17 protein-coding genes are annotated in these 18,651 nt (G+C 35.7%); 8 read left to right on the top strand and 9 right to left on the bottom strand.

The window, feature by feature from the left end:
- The 3 genes from A9Q93_RS08535 to tsaB form a co-directional block, all read left to right on the top strand.
- A partial coding sequence (locus A9Q93_RS08535; RefSeq protein ID WP_303686971.1) for a TolC family protein occupies positions 1-225 on the top strand: 225 nt, incomplete at its 5' end.
- A 4-nt stretch (positions 226-229) separates the two neighbouring features.
- Entirely contained in the window at positions 230-1,528 is a 1,299-nt protein-coding gene (locus A9Q93_RS08540; protein ID WP_303686972.1) for an efflux RND transporter periplasmic adaptor subunit, read from the top strand.
- Positions 1,528-2,211 (top strand): tRNA (adenosine(37)-N6)-threonylcarbamoyltransferase complex dimerization subunit type 1 TsaB, encoded by a 684-nt coding sequence (gene tsaB / locus A9Q93_RS08545; protein WP_303686973.1) that lies wholly within the window; start codon positions 1,528-1,530, stop codon positions 2,209-2,211. Before A9Q93_RS08540 ends, tsaB begins: the two co-directional genes overlap by 1 nt.
- On the opposite strand, the gene A9Q93_RS08550 is transcribed toward tsaB, so the two are convergent.
- From A9Q93_RS08550 to A9Q93_RS08560, 3 genes are read right to left on the bottom strand one after another with little or no spacing between them, the layout of a single operon-like run.
- Positions 2,208-2,912 (bottom strand): hypothetical protein, encoded by a 705-nt coding sequence (locus tag A9Q93_RS08550; protein WP_303686974.1) that lies wholly within the window; start codon positions 2,910-2,912, stop codon positions 2,208-2,210. The two genes, tsaB and A9Q93_RS08550, sit on opposite strands and share 4 nt — an antisense overlap.
- Before the next feature lie 41 nt (positions 2,913-2,953).
- A complete protein-coding gene (locus A9Q93_RS08555; protein WP_303686975.1) occupies positions 2,954-3,154 on the bottom strand; it encodes a dodecin family protein in 201 nt (66 codons plus the stop codon).
- A 42-nt stretch (positions 3,155-3,196) separates the two neighbouring features.
- The gene (locus A9Q93_RS08560) at positions 3,197-4,108 is read right to left on the bottom strand and encodes a NifU family protein (RefSeq protein WP_303686976.1); all 912 of its coding nucleotides are present in this window, start codon (positions 4,106-4,108) and stop codon (positions 3,197-3,199) included.
- A 342-nt stretch (positions 4,109-4,450) separates the two neighbouring features.
- On the opposite strand from A9Q93_RS08560, the gene A9Q93_RS08565 reads away from it, so the two are divergent.
- The 3 genes from A9Q93_RS08565 to A9Q93_RS08575 all read left to right on the top strand — a co-directional run bounded on the left by A9Q93_RS08565 (position 4,451) and on the right by A9Q93_RS08575 (position 9,513).
- Positions 4,451-5,452, top strand: coding sequence for a type IX secretion system membrane protein PorP/SprF (locus A9Q93_RS08565; protein WP_303686977.1), 1,002 nt, complete (start codon positions 4,451-4,453; stop codon positions 5,450-5,452).
- Positions 5,453-5,574: 122 nt separating this feature from the next.
- Entirely contained in the window at positions 5,575-6,111 is a 537-nt protein-coding gene (locus tag A9Q93_RS08570; protein WP_303686978.1) for an RNA methyltransferase, read from the top strand.
- An 87-nt stretch (positions 6,112-6,198) separates the two neighbouring features.
- Positions 6,199-9,513: a T9SS type B sorting domain-containing protein gene (locus A9Q93_RS08575; protein ID WP_303686979.1), complete on the top strand. Its 3,315-nt coding sequence runs from the start codon at positions 6,199-6,201 to the stop codon at positions 9,511-9,513.
- 101 nt (positions 9,514-9,614) lie between these two features.
- On the opposite strand, the gene A9Q93_RS08580 is transcribed toward A9Q93_RS08575, so the two are convergent.
- The 5 genes from A9Q93_RS08580 to A9Q93_RS08600 all read right to left on the bottom strand — a co-directional run bounded on the left by A9Q93_RS08580 (position 9,615) and on the right by A9Q93_RS08600 (position 16,166).
- The gene (locus tag A9Q93_RS08580) at positions 9,615-11,393 is read right to left on the bottom strand and encodes a DNA mismatch repair protein MutS (RefSeq protein WP_303686980.1); all 1,779 of its coding nucleotides are present in this window, start codon (positions 11,391-11,393) and stop codon (positions 9,615-9,617) included.
- Between the two features lie 23 nt (positions 11,394-11,416).
- Entirely contained in the window at positions 11,417-11,785 is a 369-nt protein-coding gene (locus A9Q93_RS08585) for an MmcQ/YjbR family DNA-binding protein (protein WP_303686981.1), read from the bottom strand.
- On the bottom strand, positions 11,785-12,405 hold the full coding sequence (locus A9Q93_RS08590; RefSeq protein ID WP_303686982.1) for a DUF4230 domain-containing protein: 621 nt from the start codon (positions 12,403-12,405) through the stop codon (positions 11,785-11,787). The genes A9Q93_RS08585 and A9Q93_RS08590 overlap by 1 nt, the downstream gene beginning before the upstream one ends.
- Positions 12,406-12,414: 9 nt before the next feature.
- Positions 12,415-13,233 (bottom strand): cyclase family protein, encoded by an 819-nt coding sequence (locus tag A9Q93_RS08595; RefSeq protein WP_303686983.1) that lies wholly within the window; start codon positions 13,231-13,233, stop codon positions 12,415-12,417.
- A gap of 80 nt (positions 13,234-13,313) precedes the next feature.
- Positions 13,314-16,166 (bottom strand): glycosyl hydrolase, encoded by a 2,853-nt coding sequence (locus A9Q93_RS08600; RefSeq protein WP_303686984.1) that lies wholly within the window; start codon positions 16,164-16,166, stop codon positions 13,314-13,316.
- 177 nt (positions 16,167-16,343) lie between these two features.
- Between A9Q93_RS08600 and A9Q93_RS08605 the strand changes: the two genes are divergently transcribed.
- Positions 16,344-17,138: a DUF6503 family protein gene (locus A9Q93_RS08605; protein ID WP_303686985.1), complete on the top strand. Its 795-nt coding sequence runs from the start codon at positions 16,344-16,346 to the stop codon at positions 17,136-17,138.
- Between the two features lie 210 nt (positions 17,139-17,348).
- Positions 17,349-17,705 carry a hypothetical protein gene (locus tag A9Q93_RS08610; protein ID WP_303686986.1) on the top strand — a complete coding sequence of 119 codons (357 nt, stop codon included), beginning with the start codon at positions 17,349-17,351 and terminating at the stop codon, positions 17,703-17,705.
- Here the strand turns inward: A9Q93_RS08610 and A9Q93_RS08615 are convergent.
- A complete protein-coding gene (locus A9Q93_RS08615; protein WP_303686987.1) occupies positions 17,702-18,601 on the bottom strand; it encodes a DMT family transporter in 900 nt (299 codons plus the stop codon). The two genes, A9Q93_RS08610 and A9Q93_RS08615, sit on opposite strands and share 4 nt — an antisense overlap.
- Positions 18,602-18,651 lie beyond the last annotated feature (50 nt).

The following is an 18,651-nucleotide window of genomic DNA, read 5'->3' on the forward strand; positions in this document are numbered from 1 at the left end:
TCATATGAAGCAGCAAAAACATCTCTAGAGTCACAAGAACTAGCTTATGAGTATGCTAGGGAAAGATATAATGTAGGTCTTACTAACGCATTTGATTTTAGCCAGAGCAAATTAAGATACGACAATACTAAGATTTCTTTAAATCAAGCCAAATACGATTACATTTTTAGACTTAAAGTTCTTGAGCTGTTTTTTGGTATTGACCCTAAAGACCTAAAACTTTAATACCATGAAAAAAGCTATACTTATCATAGTAATTCTTGCTGTTCTAGCCGTATTAGCCTTTATAGGCTTTAAAATGTTTGCTGGTCAAGGAGAAAAAGGAATCACAGTAGAGGTAATGGAAGTTACAACTCTAGATGTGACAGAAACCGTGAGTGCTACAGGTAAAATTAAGCCTGAAGTAGAAGTTAGTATATCGCCTGAGGTTCCTGGTGAAATTATAGAACTTCCTATTAGAGAAGGACAAGCTGTACAAAAAGGAGATCTTCTAGCAAAGATCAATCCCGATCTACTTCAGTCTAGTGTAAGTAGATCTCGCGCCGGACTTGCTAATACTAAAGCTGGATTTGAACAAGCAAAGGCTACTCTAGTAGAAGCAAAAGCAAATTATCAAAGAGCCGCAAAGCTTTTTGAAAAAGGTGTAATCTCTAGAGCAGAGTTTGATACTACGACCGCAGCTTATGAAAGAGCAAAAGCAGCAGAGAGATCGGCATATTTTTCAGTACAAAGCGCTGGCGCAACAGTTAATGAAGCAACTGACAACTTAGGTCGTACAAGTATTTTTGCTCCTATGACTGGTACTATTTCTTTACTCGCAGTTGAACTAGGTGAACGAGTGGTAGGTACACAGCAAATGGCAGGAACTGAGTTATTGCGTGTTGCAGACTTGTCACAGATGGAAGTAGAAGTAGATGTAAATGAAAACGACATCGTTAAAATAGAAGTAGGTGATAAAGCTATCGTTGAAGTTGACGCCTATTTAAAAAGACAATTTGAAGGAGAAGTAACTGAAATTGCAAATACAGCTACTGGTACTCTAAGCGCAGACCAAGTAACTAATTTTAAGGTAAAAGTTAGAATCTTACCAGATAGTTATAAGGAGCTAGTTCAAGGAAAAAGCGAGAATTACAGTCCTTTTAAGCCTGGTATGACCGCAACAGTAGACATCATTACAAGAGAAAAAAAAGATGCCATAGCTATACCTATAAGCGCAATAGTAGTTAAAAACGATACTTTAGAATCTACAAGTAGATCTGCTCGCAATAACGCAAACTCAAATGATGAAAAATTTGAATGCGTGTATCTAGAAGAAAACGGTAAGGCAAAATTGAGAGTGGTCTCCACCGGTATTCAAGATGATAAAAACATCGTAATAACATCTGGCCTAGAAAAAGGTGATAAAGTCATTACCGGTCCTTATAGAACAGTTACAAAAACTTTGAAGTCTGGGAAAGCAGTGACTTCTAAAAGTGAAAAGGATGATGAGTTAGATACTTCAGAAGATATAAACGAAGAAGAGAAATAATGTCTTTAATTTTATGTGTAGAAACGACTTCTACAAATTGTTCTGTAGCTCTAGCCAGTGAAAGCGGCAGTTACCGTAATAAATTAGGTGTTGTGAATTGTCTTGATTTACTAGAAGATAATAGCGATGGATATAGTCACGGAGAACGATTGCATATTTACATTAAAGAAATTTTATCACGCAATAATTTCTCAGAGAAAGATTTAGATGCAGTTGCGGTTAGTGAAGGTCCTGGTTCTTATACTGGATTGAGAATAGGTGTAGCGGCTGTAAAAGGTCTTTGTTTTGTTTTAGATATACCTATGATTGCTATTAGTACGCTAGAATCTTTGAGCAAACAAAATACAATCACAGATAATTTAACCGTTCCCATGCTAGATGCTCGAAGAATGGAAGTGTATGCAGCGGTTTTTGATAAAGAAACTCAATTACTACCAGCAACTGCCGTAGTACTAGAAGAAGGTAGTTTTTCCCGCTTTCGCGAAAGCGAGACCATCACATTTATAGGAACTGGTGTAAATAAGTTTAAAGAACTAATCCAAGAGGAGAAACACAGCTACATCACCTCAAATCCTACATCTTTAACCATGTGTGATATTGCGATTAAAAAATACAAAAAAAGCGACATCGTTGACGTCGCTTACTTTGAACCTTTTTATTTAAAAGAATTTAGAACCGGTTAACTTTTTAAATCTAAGTACTTTCCTACCAAAGCGATAAGTCCCTTATAATCATCTTTGAATTTTATTTTATTCTCCTTAATGTACTCTTTGAGAATAGATTGATCTGATTTAGGAAAAGCCTTAACACTTCTTTTCTTATGGTTATCTAACTCTGTAGAAAATTCATCACTCGTAAAATAGATGGTGCTACTGCTTTTAATTCGAGCTTTTTGAGTTTCTGCTACATATGAGTTTTTTTGTTGAGGTAACACCACATCTTTATCATGGTTAACAAGCAGTAAAGTATTCTCATCAAAAACTTTTACTATTTCATAATAAGTAGCGGGCATATTAGGTAAATTTAAGTACTGCAGGAGTTTACCATTAAGCCTCACAATTAATTTCTCATCTTTAGGTAGCATTTTTAAAGTTTCTACGTCATTTACCTCACTAAATTCAATGCGTTGATGTAAGATATTATAACGCATGAAGAAAGACTGCTCATCTTTCCCATTCAAAACTATTGTGCCTAACTGAAGTTCATCATCCATAAATGGACTGCCATCATAGTTGCTACGATCGAGTTTAATGTTAGTAGATAATTTTTTATAAAAATTAGTTTCTAAATTATTGCCATTATTTCTATACAAGGAAAAATTACCTTGGGCAGATAATGTAAAACATGCAAGCAAAACAAGAATTGCTGGAATAAAATTTTTCATAATTAAGAATTTAAAGAATTAATTACTCTAATGAAATAACTTTATTTCACCTCAAATGTAATTTTCACATTTACTCTATACTCAGAAACCTTGCCATCTTTTACTTGAGCACTTTGCTCATTAACATATACAGATCTAATATTCTTAACACTCTTAGAGGCATGCTCTACAGCATTGTTTGTCGCATCTTCCCAACTTTTTTCACTGTTTGCTAATATCTCGATTACTTTTAAAACTGCCATAACTTATAAATTTAGAATTATCAATCTTAAAAGATACGGATTTTAGCCATTAAGAGCAACAACGCGATCTATTTTACCTGGAATCATGTCTTTAAGCATAGTCTCTATTCCATTTCTCAAGGTCATAGTGGAAGATGGGCAGCCGCTGCATGCACCTTGTAAAATGACACGTACTTCACCATTACTTTCTTCATAACCTTCAAAAACAATATTACCGCCATCACTAGCTACGGCTGGTTTAATGTACTCGTCAAGAATCTCTACAATCTTTTTTGAAACATCGTCTAAATTTTCAAATTTAGGAAGATCAACAGTTTCCCCTTTCTCTTTAACAATTGCAGCACTCTCCAGCTTACTTTCTCCTATCGTAGCGCCGTTTTCAAGAGCCTCTCGTATAAAGGAACGTACCTCATGGGTCACTTCATCCCAAGAGACAACATCGTGTTTCTGGATTGAAATGTAGTTTTCATCTACATAAATTTCTTTAATGAATGGAAAGCTGTATAAGGATCTAGGTAATGTATCTGTTTCAGTATCATTTATGCTTTTAAATTCCTTGCTATTCACGGTAAGCTTTTTATTAGCTACAAACTTCATTGCGTTAGGATTAGGAGTAGCCTCTGCATAAACCGTTACTGGCACTTTCTTTTTAGTGTCATCTGTTTTTACTAATTCTTCACCACTGTTCAAATATGTTGCAATTTGATCAGCAACCTCAGTCTTAACATCGTCCCAAGAAACGATATCGTAACGCTCTATAGCAATAAAATTTTGAGCTAAGTAAACTGTCTTTACAAATGGCAGATAAAATAATTGTTGCGCAAGAGGTGAAGGCTTTGCCTCATCAATGTTCTTGAACTCATAACTATGATTTTTAACCAGAAAATGGTTGCTTTCAAATTTTATAATCGCCTCGTTACTAGTAGGTATAATTGTTATCTCGTGCTTTTTCATACTTCGTTTAATAATGGTGCAAAGATAAGTCTAGAAATAAGGAACTGCACCTATTAAGTGTATTGATAATAACAATCAGAACTGAGTAAAAATTGATTACTCAGCTTTCTCTTCTTTTTTTGATTGTTAAATTATAATTGCTAGCTAACATAATTCGGATTAATTAATTTACTCTAACAAAAATTTATATATTTGAAACCTTTCGTACAAAAAGTAGGTTTTATTTATTTAAAATCTTTGATTTTCCAAAACTATCATAGGTTTTAAAGGGTTTAAAGAAGATATAAATCAAATAAAACAAATCATTAGGTTTGTGCGTTAAGAAGATACATAAAACTTAACATGAAAAAACTATTCATTTTACTAGCTGTTGTTTTTAGTAGTCAGCTAGCCGTTGCTCAAGAAGGTGTCCCAGTTTATATAGACTACTTGACAGATAACTATTATTTGATTCACCCATCAATGGCAGGAGCTGCAGCTTGTGGAAAGGTAAGAGGTACTGTTAGACAGCAATGGTTTGATCAAGAAGACGCACCTAATTTGCAAACGTTAAGTTTCAACACAGGAGTAGGAGAAAATAGTGGTGTAGGTGCTATCTTATTTAATGATAAAAACGGTTACCATTCTCAAACTGGAGCCTACCTTAGTTATGCTTACCACCTTCAAGTAGGCGGTGGTTATGAAGATTTAAATAGATTATCATTTGGTATTAATGCAGGTATGGTACAAAGCAGGTTAGATGAATCTGACTTTGACCTGACTGACTTCGACCCTATTATCACTGGTGTTTTAAGAAGTGATTCTTACTTTAATGTAGATATAGGAATGTCTTATTTCTACAAGGAGTTTTATGCCCACTTTACAGTAAAAAATGCTATTTTTCAAAATCGTGAAATTTATTCAGAAGGATTTGAAAGTACTAACCAGCGCCGTTATGTAGCAACGTTAGGTTATTTATTTGCACCGCGCAACAGCGACTGGCAGTTTGAACCATCAGTACTTTATCAACGTACAGATCGCACTGCAGAGCAATTTATGGACGTTAATGCAAAGGCTTATTACGACCTTAACGATAACAGCGTTCTATACATGGGACTATCCTATCGTCAGAGTTTTGATGGTGCTGAATATCTGGATGGCGATAGCGTTCAAGAACAAAATTTATCACTTCTTTCTCCATTATTTGGTATTAAATATAACGAGTTCACTTTCGGTTATAATTATAGTTATCAATTTGGTGATATTCGCTTTGCAAATGGTGGTTTCCACCAGATTACTTTAGGAATAGACTTCTTATGTAGAAAAGATAGATGGAGCTGTAACTGTCCAGCAGTTAATTTATAATATAATATTACTTTTATTTACTTAAGGAAAGGGCAGCTGTAGAGTTGTCCTTTTTTGTTTCGCTTTCGCGAAAGCGAAATACACAACAATTTTATAAGTAATTTTAAAATCAATTACTAGTCATGCGCAAACTACTCAATGAAGAATTAACACGTCTCACAAACGATGAGTTTAAAAAAAGTGATAAAACACCACTAGTCATTGTGCTGGATAACGTACGTAGTTTAAACAACATAGGATCTGTATTCAGAAGTGCAGATGCCTACTTAATAGAAAAAATTTACTTGTGTGGTATCACTGCCCAACCGCCACATAAGGATATAAGAAAGACTGCTCTAGGAGCTACTGAAACAATAGAATGGCAATATGTAGAAGATACCTTAGAACTAGTTCATAACCTAAATAGTGAAGGCTATTTAACATGTGCTATAGAACAAGCTGAAAACTCTAAATCTCTTCATAATTTTATCCCTGCCAAAAATCAAAAAGTCGCCATAATCCTAGGTAATGAAGTAAAAGGAGTGCAACAAGAAGTAGTTAACGCTTGTAAAGAAACCATTGAATTAGAACAGTACGGCACAAAACATAGTCTCAACATATCTGTATGTGCAGGAATTGTCATGTACGACCTATTTCATAAACTCTACTCTAGTTCATAAATCGTTAAGCTTATAGATAATTGTTAATTAAAGAATAATCTGCATACCATAACATATTCAAGTCTTATTTTTAAGGAAAGTATGGTAATGAATAAATACTTGTTTATCATTTTGGCATTCTTATTTACGCAAATAAGTGTATCACAAATCAGCACGAGCAATTCTACGTTTACAGTTGAAGAGCTTATTGATGGGGTTTTGTTTGAAGGTGGATGTACACCTATTAATAACATTTTATCAAGTACCGGAGTAGGACCAGATAGAAATGGAATAGCTTATTTTGAAAGTAACGGAACTACATTTCCTATAGAAAATGGGATCATTCTTTCCACAGGAAACGCCCTGAGAGCAAACGGACCAAATGACCTTGCAGACAGCAGCGATAATATTCTCTCAGGCAACGATCTAGACTTAGAAATGATTATGGCAGCGGCTGGCTCTCCCTTAAATTCAGTTGATGCTACATGGATTTCATTTGACTTTACACCAGTAGGTAATTTCATTTCTTTTGACTATTTATTTGCTAGTGAGGAATATAATGGTTTTTTTGAATGTTCTTTTGCAGATGCTTTTGCATTTATCTTAACAGATAATGTGACCGGTGATATAGTAAATCTAGCTACTCTTCCGGGCAGTAGCACACCGGTTCAAGTAATAACAGTGCGCAATCCTCCACCTGCTGCCTGTTCACCTATGAATCCCTCATTTTTTGGTCAATACAACTTAGATGCTAATGTATTTGGATCCCCAAATTTAGGATCGTCGGCCGCTGCGAGTCCTATCCAATTTAATGGTCAGACAGATGTGTTAACTGCCTCTAGCGCAGTGGTACCTAATAGAAGCTACAACATTAAACTTGTCATTGCAGACGCGCGTGATTCTGAGTACGACTCTGCGGTTTTTATAGAAGGTGGTAGTTTTGATATAAGCGTAGATCTAGGTGGTAGCAGAGTTATTTCTAGAGGTAATCCTTTGTGCGCAGGAGAGGTTTATACGTTAGATGCCACATTGCCCACGCTGCCAGGTACGACTCTCACTTATTCATGGAGAAGATCAGACTCAATAATAGTGGGAAACTCAGGAACTGTAATACCTGGAGCCACTGGTCCTCTTTTAGATGTTACTGAAAATGGTTTTTATGCGGTTGACATCACCTTTTCCACTGGTTGTGTTGCAAGTACGGTTGTCAATCTTGAGTTTGTTGAATTACCAAGCGCTAGTCCTCCAGACGCAATTTCTTGCGATCCAAATGGTCCTGGCTCTTTTGACCTTACTATTATTGAAAATTTTATGTTAGCCGGTTTAAATGCTACTGAGTATAATGTTTCTTTTTATGAGAGTGAAATAGATGCGCAAAACCAAACTAACGTGATTCCTACGGTCTCTAATTATCAAGGTCTAAGCAATCCTCAAACACTTTATGTGAGAGTTCAAGACAATACTTTTGATTGCGTGGTTATCTATCCTTTCCAGTTGATAGTAGATGATGTGTTTGCTGCTCCAGTACAAGATGTGGTTGCTTGTGATAATGATACTGATGGAATAACAGCAATTACCTTAGCAGATTTTGATTCTCAAGTCGCGCCAGGATATACTCCTGGAACCGTAACCGTAAGCTACTATGCTACACAAAATGATGCAAATACGGACACCAATCCTTTAGGAACGACTTATACAAACACTACATCACCAGAAACTATATTTGCTCGTGTAGTGGCAACTAATGATACTGGATGTTTTGACACTACTAGTATCAATATATCAGTTTTTGCTGAGCCTAACATCGCACAAAACCCAAGTGACTTAACCTTATGTGATGAGAACAATACTGGAGATGGAATAGAGACATTTGATCTTACCTCAGTGGAAAATCAAATAATAGGATCTCAAGACTTTACAGATGTAAGTATTAGTTATCACCTTTCACAAGAAGATGCAAATACAGGCACTGCACCTATTAGCAATCCTACAGCTTATCAGAACGCTCCAGGTAGGAGTCAAAGTATTTATGTACGATTAGAAAACATTATTACTGGATGTTTCAACTCCTCAGCAGTATTTGACCTCAACGTTGAAGAGATTCCTCTCGTAAATAATCCAATGGTTTATGACTTATGTGATGATAACGTTTTAGATGGAAATACAATCTTCGACCTAAACTCTAGAGTAAATGAAATCACTGGCGGCGCTACTAATGTGACTACATATTTCTATTCCTCACAAGCTGATGCTACGGCAAGAACAAATGAGATCAATGGCTTATTTACTAATACTTCAAATCCGCAAACGATCTTTGTAATCATAGAAAATAACAATACGGGCTGTACTAATTCAACAACTCTTGAGCTTGAAGTAAGAGATGCTCCTATTGCAAATACAGCTCCTGCACTTACAGTTTGTGACGAAAATAATACTGGAGACTTTTTAGAAGTTTTTGATCTCACAATCAATGAAGCTACAATTTTAAACGGACAAACTGGAATTAACGTTACTTACCACAGTTCACAGCAAGATGCAGACAGTGATGTGAATCCTATAAATAACACCACCAGTTTTGAAAACAACACTACTCCACAAACTCTTTACGTGAGACTAGAAAATAGTACCGGCTGTTTTGATACTACAACTTTTGATCTCGTGGTTAATGAAATTGCAGTACCACAGCTTTTTGATTTATATTATTTATGCTTAAACAATGATGGTAGTGTTTTAACCGTTGCAGATTCGCCACCTACATTGGACACTGGTGTTGACTCAACAAGTCTAGATTTTACTTGGGAACTTGATGGCGTCATTATTAACGGTGAGACCAATGCAAATTTAACGGCTACTCAGGTAGGAATGTATACTATTACAGTTACTGATCCAGCTACAGGATGTTCAAATTCTCAAACTACTGAAGTAAGACAACTAGGGCCACCAGATCGTTTTGGTGCTGAAGTTGTCACAAAATATTTTGAAGAAAGGCATAGAATAGAAGCATTTGCTGAAGGCCCAGCAGATCAGTACATCTTCAGGTTGGACGACGGCCCATGGCAATTTAATGGCGACTTTAATAACGTCACTCCAGGACCACATATTATAGTGATTCAAGATGCAGAAGGCTGCGCGATGGTAGAAATACCTTTAAATGTAATAGGATATCCATTGTTTTTCACTCCTAATAATGATGGCTTTCATGATACTTGGAACATCATAGGTGTCAATAACGATCCTAGCACTATAATTTACATCTTTGACCGTTTTGGAAAATTATTAAAACAAATAAATCCTAGTGGAGCCGGATGGGATGGTACTTATAATGGACAGCCATTACCTTCTTCTGACTATTGGTTTAAAGTAGAGTACATTGAAAATAATGTTCCTAAAAGTTTCGGAGGACATTTTGCTTTGAAGAGATAAGATTAGAATTATGATGTTCTCGCTTTCGCGAAAGCGGAATAGATAAAACTAAAACCACACGGTTAATCTTATAGATTTATATTCTCAGAATTGAAAAGATTCTACTGATCTACTATCCCCATTTTTCTTAATAAGAAACTCGCATTCATATTAGTCGCAATGCCATCTTTGAATTTATAATCAAAGGTCAACTCATCATTTGTGATGTCTGCATCAAAAAAATAGTTAGAAATAGTATCGTATTCATTTGTGACCTCAGTAAGGCTTAGGTCGTGAGTGGCGATAATTCCTGTGGCGTGCTTTCTGGATAGTTTTTCTATCAATTTACGAGAGCCATTTGCTTTGTCTTGGCTATTAGTTCCTTTAAGAATTTCATCAAGAACTATAAAATACCGATCGGTTTCTATTTTATCTACAATGTATTTAAGACGTTTCAACTCACTAAAGAAGTAGGATTCATCATCTGTTAATGAGTCACTAGTTCTCATGCTTGTGATGAGTTTTATAGGACTATATGTTACATTTTGCGCACTAACTGGTAAACCGGCATTAGAAAGTACGATCTTCATCGATACAGTTCTAAGAAAGGTACTTTTACCAGCCATGTTTGCTCCAGTAATAATAAAAAACTCTCCAGATTTTATAGAGATATCATTACCTATAGATTTACTAGGGTCGAGTAACGGATGGTGCGCGTCAGCAACTTTCAATTGAAAGTCACCTTCAATAATTTTAGGATAAGTATAATCTGGATGATTAAAGGCATAATTACCTAAGGAGCTTAACGCATCTATTTCTGCAGCGGCTTGTAACCAATTTTCTATATGTGTCGCATTTTCTTGCAGCCAGTTTTCAATCGTATGTACTTGTTTTAAATCCCAAAGTCCCAAACCGTTTGCAAGCACGCCAAAAAGCATGTTATTTCTTTGATCTAGTCTTCCTATTGCTCTAGCAAGATTGTGAAACCGCTCTGATGCAGGAGCTCCTTTTGTTGTGATTTGCGATTTCAACTGCACAAGTAAATCACTTTCAAAAGTTTCTTTTTCAATCGCAAAAATTAACTGACTATACTGACTGAAGAACAATTCTAGATTGCTTATGTTACTAGAAAAAGCCGTGACTTGTTTGATATATTTTCCAGTAATTCCAAGACCTATGAAAAATACTGCTGCAGGAATATAACCGGTCACTAGATCATAGAAGTACAATGTAAAAGTTGCTATACTCAAACCTAACCATAACCAGCACAACCAAGAAAATAATTTAGGCACAAAAGGCTTATAATCTTTTACCCAATCTAGCATGGCCTCAGGATCACGCTCGTTGTCCAATAAAGTTGCTGTAGCCCAAAACTCTTGTCTGAAATCTACTTTCTTTGAAAGCTCTTTTATTGCCTCTTGTTTCTTTTCAATATCTATAATGTTATTGCCGTTAAGTTTTCGCGCAAGCGAGATCACACCATCTTTTGTAACACTTCTATTCAAATACTGAAACATAGAACCTATACCAAAAAGATCAATATCACGACTGTATTCATGATCATCTTCTAGAAATTCTTTACCAGTAGGAAAGCCATGAAAATCTCGATCTAGAATCTGTAATTCTTTACCGTTAATATCACGTAAGGCTATTTGAAAATCACGTTTGCGTTTTAAATTTTCATGTCTTGAAACTAGAAAAAGGAAGAAGCCAAAAATTACAAATGCTGCAAGAAGAGCATACTGCCAGTAATCAAATAAAAAATATACTATTACACAACCACCTATGAAGACCAAAAAACGAAAGGTGCTAGATAAACGCAATTGATTTTGAAGTCTATTGCTTGAATCTGTAAATTGAGCAATACGCTCATTATAAAAGTTGTGAAGTTTTGATTGCAATATTTTTAATTTTTATATTAAAACTAGAGATTCTTTAAGGTCTCTTTATCTTTTTTAGTCAATTTAGACACTACAAGATCATAGCTATGATTAATCCAGTGCTGTAACTCTTTAGATGGCATATCTCGATCTGTATAAATCGTATTCCAGTGTTTTTTATTAGAGTGAAAACCTCCTATCACTGTTCCATCGTATTTTTCACGCAATTGAATGGCTTGTTCTGGATCACATTTTAAATTGATAGTTTTTTCTCCTCGTTCCCATTTCTCTAAGCCAGCTAGGCAAAACATCTTATTCATCACTTTAAAAACGAGCGTTACCTCATCAAAAGGAAATTCTTCTGTAACTCCTTTTTTAGAAAGGCAATAGTCTCTAAGCTCGTCTATTTCCATTAGGAATTTAATTTCTTCTTCTCTACTGGTTGATCTAGGACTAATGCATTGTAATCTAGTTTCCATCCTATGGTCGCAGCAAGTCCTTCCATCATTTTGATTGCCATTATAGCTTCTTTTTTGGCTTGTTCCATAAGACCACTTTCTGGAACTTTATCAATGATGTGCTGCTTAGCATTGCGTGTTACTTCGGTAAGATCATCACTGGTGAAATAGTTTGCCCAACCTTCAGATTTATCATAATAACTGAAGTCTGTTTCTATACTTAAAATTTGTGGCTGCGGGAAGTTTCTAAGCGTGATCGTTTTTGCATCTGGATCACTATCCATTTCTATTTTAGTAAGATCAAAGCCTATATGAGCTTTTGCTTTGATCAAGATAATGGCTTTCTTTTTTCCTAAGAGAAAGTTGGCAATTTTATCTTTCACATTTTGATAATGGTAAATTTCAGAAAAATCGCCTTCTACGGTAATAAATTTACATACCGAGCGTATTTTTTCCATTAGGACCACACTCTGCTCCTGACGGTTTTCTTTTTTACCACCTTTGAAAAAAAACTTGAAAATAAAAAATGAAGCAATAGCACCTAAAGCTAGTCCAAGAAAAAATAATAAATCCATAGGCCAAATTTACAATATCTCGTAGAGAATAGGACGTGATGGTGAGGCATCATTTTCAATAGGTGCTACCTGAAGATCCAGCATGTATAAGCCATCTTTGATCACCTCAGGCACGTAAATAAACTCAGTTATTGTAGCATCAAGTCTTTGCGCTCCTTCAAAATTCCAGAAAGCCTTATGTGCCAGTAATTCACCATTATCTTTCTCTTTATCCACACTAGGTAAGTCTATAAGAAAATGTTTGATTCCGCTTTCGCGAAAGCGTAACATCAAGCCGGCATCTACATACGGCGGATTTGTATTAGAATATCTTTTTTGTTTCTTACTCTCAGGATTAGGCATCGTACGTAAAATAACCGCTGTTACACCATCTTTTAAACTGGCAGTGACGGATTCATTAATAACTAAATCACCGTCCATTTCTTGTGGCGTCACACTCATCAATTGGGCTTTAAAAAACGTACCATTCAGCGCATTGTTGACACTATGAAATTCTTCAGAAATATGACCTATACATTCTGTATGTGTACAATGGCTATGCGGATTAAAATTTACATCATTAAAGTTAGTCGAGCCGCCCAATTTTACATTCCCAACATAACCATCTACTTCTACGTGCTTTATTTGCGGTTGATCGATATACCACGCTCCTACTCCAGCGTTGTTTTGAACCGCAATACTGATATCATGAGGTTTTGAAAGATCTATAGCAACTTGCTCGTCTTCTAGTTGGATGGTTGTTTTCATAAAAGATAATTCTTCTTGTTGCGGTTGTTTTTCACCACAACTCAGTATCAAAAGTGCAAGAACTAAAAAGTAGTGTTTCATATTGATGCTTAGGTTAACAGGACTTATTCATAAGGGTAGAATTAATTCTGCCCTTATGAAATATAATAGTTCAAAAAAAATTACTCCACTACCAGCTCCTGAGAAGCCGTTCCACCACTTCCAGTTAATTTTACTGTATAAGTTCCTTTAGGCAAGTAGTATTTACCGTTATCTGCTTTTTTAGGCCTGTTTTCTTTATCAAAACGTTTTAAAGCATACTCACCTACACTACCATCATAAGTATAAAAGTTCAATCCTACACTTGCTGTCATTCCATTTTCATAAATGGTTTTCCCATCTTCATTAAGGACTTCTACTTTTACTTTTCCAGCGATTGGAGTGTAAAAAGTCAACTCAATTTTAGGCTCTCGTCCTTCACTCCACATAAATCCTTGCGATCCGTATCTAGAAGAGGCTCTCATTTTATCGACTTTCGCAAGAGCGAAATTATCATCTTCACCTAATAATTCTAATGCATCCAGATTTGCTGTGTAAATGGAACGACCATGTGTTCCTATCAATAGATCATTTGCCTCAGGCTGTATTTTCATATCATGTACAGCAACAGGTGGCATTCCATTGTTTAGAAGATTCCACGTACTTCCTGAATCAGTACTGATGTAGCTTGCGTTATCTGTTCCCAAAAACAAGATATTTTCTTTCTTAGGATGTTCAATAATCACATTCACTGGTGAAGTAGGAATAGAATTGCCGATGTTAGCCCAAGTCTTACCATAGTCGGTACTTTTAAACACGTAAGGTGCAAAATCGTCAAAACGATATCCATTTAAAGTTACATAAACAGTCGCTTGATCGTGTTGGGAAGCTACCACACGGCTTACCCAAAGGTTTACTGGCCAGTTGCCTTTAATCTTATTCCAGCTTGCACCACCGTCTTTTGTAATTTGAACTAATCCATCGTCAGATCCTGTGTAAATCAAACCAAATTGAAATGGAGATTCACTAATGCTAGTAAGGGTTCCATAAGCTACATTTCCTTCTTTACCACCTTGAGTAAGGTCTGGAGAAATGGCTGTCCAGTCGTCTCCTTGATTCATCGAGCGGTGTAATTTATTACCTCCTAAATACAGGATGTCTTGATTGTGTGAACTCAATAATATAGGAGTTTGCCAATTAAAGCGGTAAGGAGATTCTCCTAATTCGTGTTTTGGCTGGATATAAGTTCCATCTTCGGTGTCGCGATTAATTCTATAATAATTACCAAATTGATAACCGGTATAAACGATATCGCTATTTCTAGAATCTATTTGTATTTGCATTCCATCGCCACCCATAATAGATTCCCATGGATACTGACCTTGTTGATGCCATGATCTATCTTCTCTAGCATTGTGTGCACCTACCCAAACGCCATTATCTTGCAAGCCTCCATAAACGTTATATGGTTTTTCCATATCATAATTAATGGCATAAAATTGTCCTACACTAGGCGAGTTATTTTTGATCCAGGTCTCACCATCATCATAAGATATGTTCAATCCACCATCGTTACCGTTAATTATATGGCCTCTCTTGTTTGGGTTGATCCATAACGCATGATGATCTGCATGGACATTTTCTTTTGAAATGCTCTTCCAGGTTTTACCGCCATCGTCAGATTTAATGATCGGTACACCCATAACATAAACGTGATTTACATCGCTAGGATCTACTCGTACTTGAGCAAAGTAATAACCGTAGCTGTAAAAAACACCATCAATTTGATCTTCATGAGTTTTTTTCCAAGTTTTTCCACCATCGTTAGAGCGATAGAGTTCGGCTCCTTTTACAGGTGTATCAAAAAGTTGAGTATTAGCATTCTCAAGGTATTTTGCAACATCCATAGGTGTTGCGTCACCGGCACGCACCATGTTTTTTACATTTTGCGCTCTATATTTTTCTTGAAAACCGTTTTGCTTCAGGAAGATGTTCAATTTTTTGTCATCAAGTTTTAAGAAGTCCTCTTTAGACATGGACTTAAAATCCTCTTTTGAAAGTTCCTTGTTTTTTCCCGCTTTCGCGAAAGCGGAATCATCATCTTTCTTAGGTCTTCTAAATTGTGAATCGTGGACAGCGTAAACGGTATTGGCATCGTAAACAGCAAGTCCTATACGTCCTACTCCACTACCGACTGGAAAGCCGCTAGATTTTGTAGTGATTTTGGCCCAAGTTTGTCCCGCATCAGTACTTTTATAAATAGCACTTGCTTCTCCATCTCCATCAAAATTCCATGCTTTGCGATCTTTTTCCCAACTTGCTGTGTACATCACATTAAAGTCTTCTGGAGCAACAGCTAGGTCTATAAATCCAGCCATGTTAGTCGCAAAAAGTGTTTTATTCCAAGTTGTCCCACCATCTTTAGTAGTGTAAATCCCTCTTGAATCACTCAAAGAGTACAATGGTCCTGTTACGGCTACTACGACATGGTCTATATTTTTAGGATTTATTAAAATACGTCCTATGTGATGAGAGTCTGTAAGCATAGGCTCACTCCATGTTTTACCCCAATCCGTTGATTTAAGCAAACCTATTCCAGCATAGCTACTACGACTAGAATTATTTTCTCCAGTTCCTGCCCAGATAGTTTTTGAATCCCAATCTACTGCAATATCTCCTAAATTTATAGTACTTGCGTTATCCATAATAGGTGTGAAACTGGTACCGTTATTATTTGAATGCCACAATCCACCGCTGGCGTAGGCAACAAGCATTTCAGTAGGATCATTAGGATTCACATCTACATCTACCACACGACCAGACATTACTGTAGGTCCTATGTTTTTAAATTCTAGATTTTTAAATGGCGATGATTGCGCCATTTGTTCCATTTGTGAAAGCCCATTTTGAACTTTTGTCGTAGGAGTTGCTTTAGGATTTTGGGCAAAGGAAATCAAAAAAGAACTTAAAAATAGAATAGAAAGAAATTGTTTCATAGCTTAATTTTATTGGCGTTTAAAGATAAGCGTTAGATCTTGAACTTAAAATTTTTACAACTGATTCTGTAGATTACTAATTGCAACGATGGGTAAAGGTAAAATGTTCAAGTTCTTAGGTATTATTAATAATCTAGCCTTGAACAGTCGCTGTATATTTACATTTAAAATTGAAATATGAAAAATTTATTTATTGCTTTTGCCTGTATTTTAGTAATCACATCGTGCAAGACGGAGAACGACAGCCCTTCAATAGAGGTACCTTCCACTGAAGCTAAGATCTCAGCAATGGACACATCTAGATATCCAGAAAGTCTATTAGACGTTATCAACGCTCATGGCGGACTTCAAAACTGGAAAGAAATGAAAAGTTTGACCTATAATATGGATGATCAAAGTACGATTACAGATCTCAAATCAAGAGATATTAAAGTAGAAACACCAGATTACAGTATAGGTTCTATTGATGGAAAAGTATGGATCGCTCAAGACAGTACTTATTTTCCTAAAGAACGTGCTCGATTCTATCACAATTTGATGTTTTATTTTTATGCCATGCCGTTTTTACTGGCAGATGATGGAATAGTTTATAGTGATGCGGCACCATTAGAAAAAGGTGACTTAGTTTATCCAGGAATTAAAATAGGTTATGAAGCAAATGTAGGCGACGCTCCAGATGACAATTACATCATGTACTACCATCCTGAAACTAAAAAAATGGAATGGCTTGCTTACACAGTAACTTATGGCCAAGGTAAAAAGTCTAATCAATACAGTTACATTAAATACAATAAATGGCAAGAAGTTAATGATTTACTGCTTCCAGAAGAATTGATGTGGTATAATGTAGAAAATAATAGACCTACCACCGCAAAAGGTAATTCTAGAGTTTTTTCAAAGGTAGACATTGATCGTGGTGGACTAGATAAAAGAACTTTTGCGATTCCAGCAAATGGAATTTATGTAGACTAAATAAAAAAGTCCATCGGTAAATGGATCGATGGACTTATCAAAAATATATCCCTAATAATTTTTGACTAATAGTCAAATTTAGAAATCCTATTTCAAATATTAAATACCCATTATAGGGTATATTATTAACTTGCTGTTCCGCTTTCGCGAAAGCGGAATAAATAATATGATCTAGGAACGAGAACAATTTTCTAGAAGTATCTTTGCACTATGACTAGAGACGAGCAATTAAAAGAAAGATGGATAAAAACTGTCGCCTTTTTTCAATCCAAATTTGCAGATGGAGATGAAATGGATCTGGATGCAATTTTATTTATCATAGGAGTTCAAGAACTAGGACAATTGCATCGTAAATTCAAGAAAGATGAGAAATTACAATTGATGCATATCGCAATTTGCCGTGTTTTAGAACCTTATGGCTATTATGAATTTTCTCATTTTGATGATGATAAATGGCCTCATTTTACGGTAAAGGAAAAACTTCCATCACTTAAGGCTGGAGAACAATCATTATTGATGAAAGAAGCCATTGTAAATTATATGGTCACTAATGAGGTCATTGATTAGGCCTTTTTCTTTTCCCTAGTAACAAGTACGACCGCAAAAATGATCACAGCAGTAGCGATTCCTTGCCATAAATTAAAAAATTCACCATCAAGAACTCCCCAAGTTAATCCTATAACTGGCATTAAATAAGTAACCGATGTTGCAAATACAGGCGAGGTCATTTGAACTAATTTATTGAACATAATTTTTGCAGCAACTGTACCAAAAACACATAAGATAATGATGTATAGGAAACTTTCTTGTACTCGACTATCAGTGAACTCAATAGATTGACCATCTGCACTAAAAAACACAATAATTGCTAGAGGCACGATAAATATAAAATTACCAGTCGCTATAGCTAGAGGTTTAATATTTTGTAAATACTTCTTAATAATATTTACATTACTCGCATAACAAACGCAAGCGATCAATATAAGTCCAGCAAATAAGTAATTTTGATCTGGATGGCTTTCCATTCCAGCAACTACTAAGCCTATAGCACCTGCTAGACCCACGATTACACCTATAAATTGATTGCGTGAAAAGGAAATACCAAAAATAACAGCTCCCATTATCAAAGATATAAGTGGTACAGTAGAGTTAAGTATAGCACTTATAGCACTGTCGATTTCAGTTTGTGCATAAGCAAATAGAAATGCTGGAAAAAAGGTACCTAACAAACCTGACACTGCTAACCAAGGCCAGTCTTTCTTATCTGTAGCGGCAAAAGATTTCCAGCCTATGGCAATAAGTATCACACCAGAAATCATGGTACGAACAGCTCCTAATTGTAGTGGCTGTAGGACTAACTCGCCATTTTCTCCTCCTAAGGCTTTCTTTATCAAAATAAATGAAGAGCCCCATATAAGACTCAAAATAATAAGGTAAAGATATTTTAATCGCGAGTTATCCATAATATTTCAAACCGCAAAGGTGCTACTTTTTAAAGTCTGATAGTTCATAA

Origin of the sequence: Nonlabens dokdonensis (assembly GCF_002162835.1) — a bacterium.
GTDB lineage: Bacteria > Bacteroidota > Bacteroidia > Flavobacteriales > Flavobacteriaceae > Nonlabens > Nonlabens dokdonensis_B.

Bases quoted from the DNA above. Each gene is read 5' to 3' on its own strand.
- A9Q93_RS08540 (WP_303686972.1), top strand. From the start codon at position 230: ATGAAAAAAGCTATACTTATCATAGTAATTCTTGCTGTTCTAGCCGTA.
- tsaB (WP_303686973.1), top strand. From the start codon at position 1,528: ATGTCTTTAATTTTATGTGTAGAAACGACTTCTACAAATTGTTCTGTA.
- A9Q93_RS08550 (WP_303686974.1), bottom strand. From the start codon at position 2,912: ATGAAAAATTTTATTCCAGCAATTCTTGTTTTGCTTGCATGTTTTACA.
- A9Q93_RS08555 (WP_303686975.1), bottom strand. From the start codon at position 3,154: ATGGCAGTTTTAAAAGTAATCGAGATATTAGCAAACAGTGAAAAAAGT.
- A9Q93_RS08560 (WP_303686976.1), bottom strand. From the start codon at position 4,108: ATGAAAAAGCACGAGATAACAATTATACCTACTAGTAACGAGGCGATT.
- A9Q93_RS08565 (WP_303686977.1), top strand. From the start codon at position 4,451: ATGAAAAAACTATTCATTTTACTAGCTGTTGTTTTTAGTAGTCAGCTA.
- A9Q93_RS08570 (WP_303686978.1), top strand. From the start codon at position 5,575: ATGCGCAAACTACTCAATGAAGAATTAACACGTCTCACAAACGATGAG.
- A9Q93_RS08575 (WP_303686979.1), top strand. From the start codon at position 6,199: ATGAATAAATACTTGTTTATCATTTTGGCATTCTTATTTACGCAAATA.
- A9Q93_RS08585 (WP_303686981.1), bottom strand. From the start codon at position 11,785: ATGGAAATAGACGAGCTTAGAGACTATTGCCTTTCTAAAAAAGGAGTT.
- A9Q93_RS08590 (WP_303686982.1), bottom strand. From the start codon at position 12,405: ATGGATTTATTATTTTTTCTTGGACTAGCTTTAGGTGCTATTGCTTCA.
- A9Q93_RS08595 (WP_303686983.1), bottom strand. From the start codon at position 13,233: ATGAAACACTACTTTTTAGTTCTTGCACTTTTGATACTGAGTTGTGGT.
- A9Q93_RS08600 (WP_303686984.1), bottom strand. From the start codon at position 16,166: ATGAAACAATTTCTTTCTATTCTATTTTTAAGTTCTTTTTTGATTTCC.
- A9Q93_RS08605 (WP_303686985.1), top strand. From the start codon at position 16,344: ATGAAAAATTTATTTATTGCTTTTGCCTGTATTTTAGTAATCACATCG.
- A9Q93_RS08610 (WP_303686986.1), top strand. From the start codon at position 17,349: ATGACTAGAGACGAGCAATTAAAAGAAAGATGGATAAAAACTGTCGCC.
- A9Q93_RS08615 (WP_303686987.1), bottom strand. From the start codon at position 18,601: ATGGATAACTCGCGATTAAAATATCTTTACCTTATTATTTTGAGTCTT.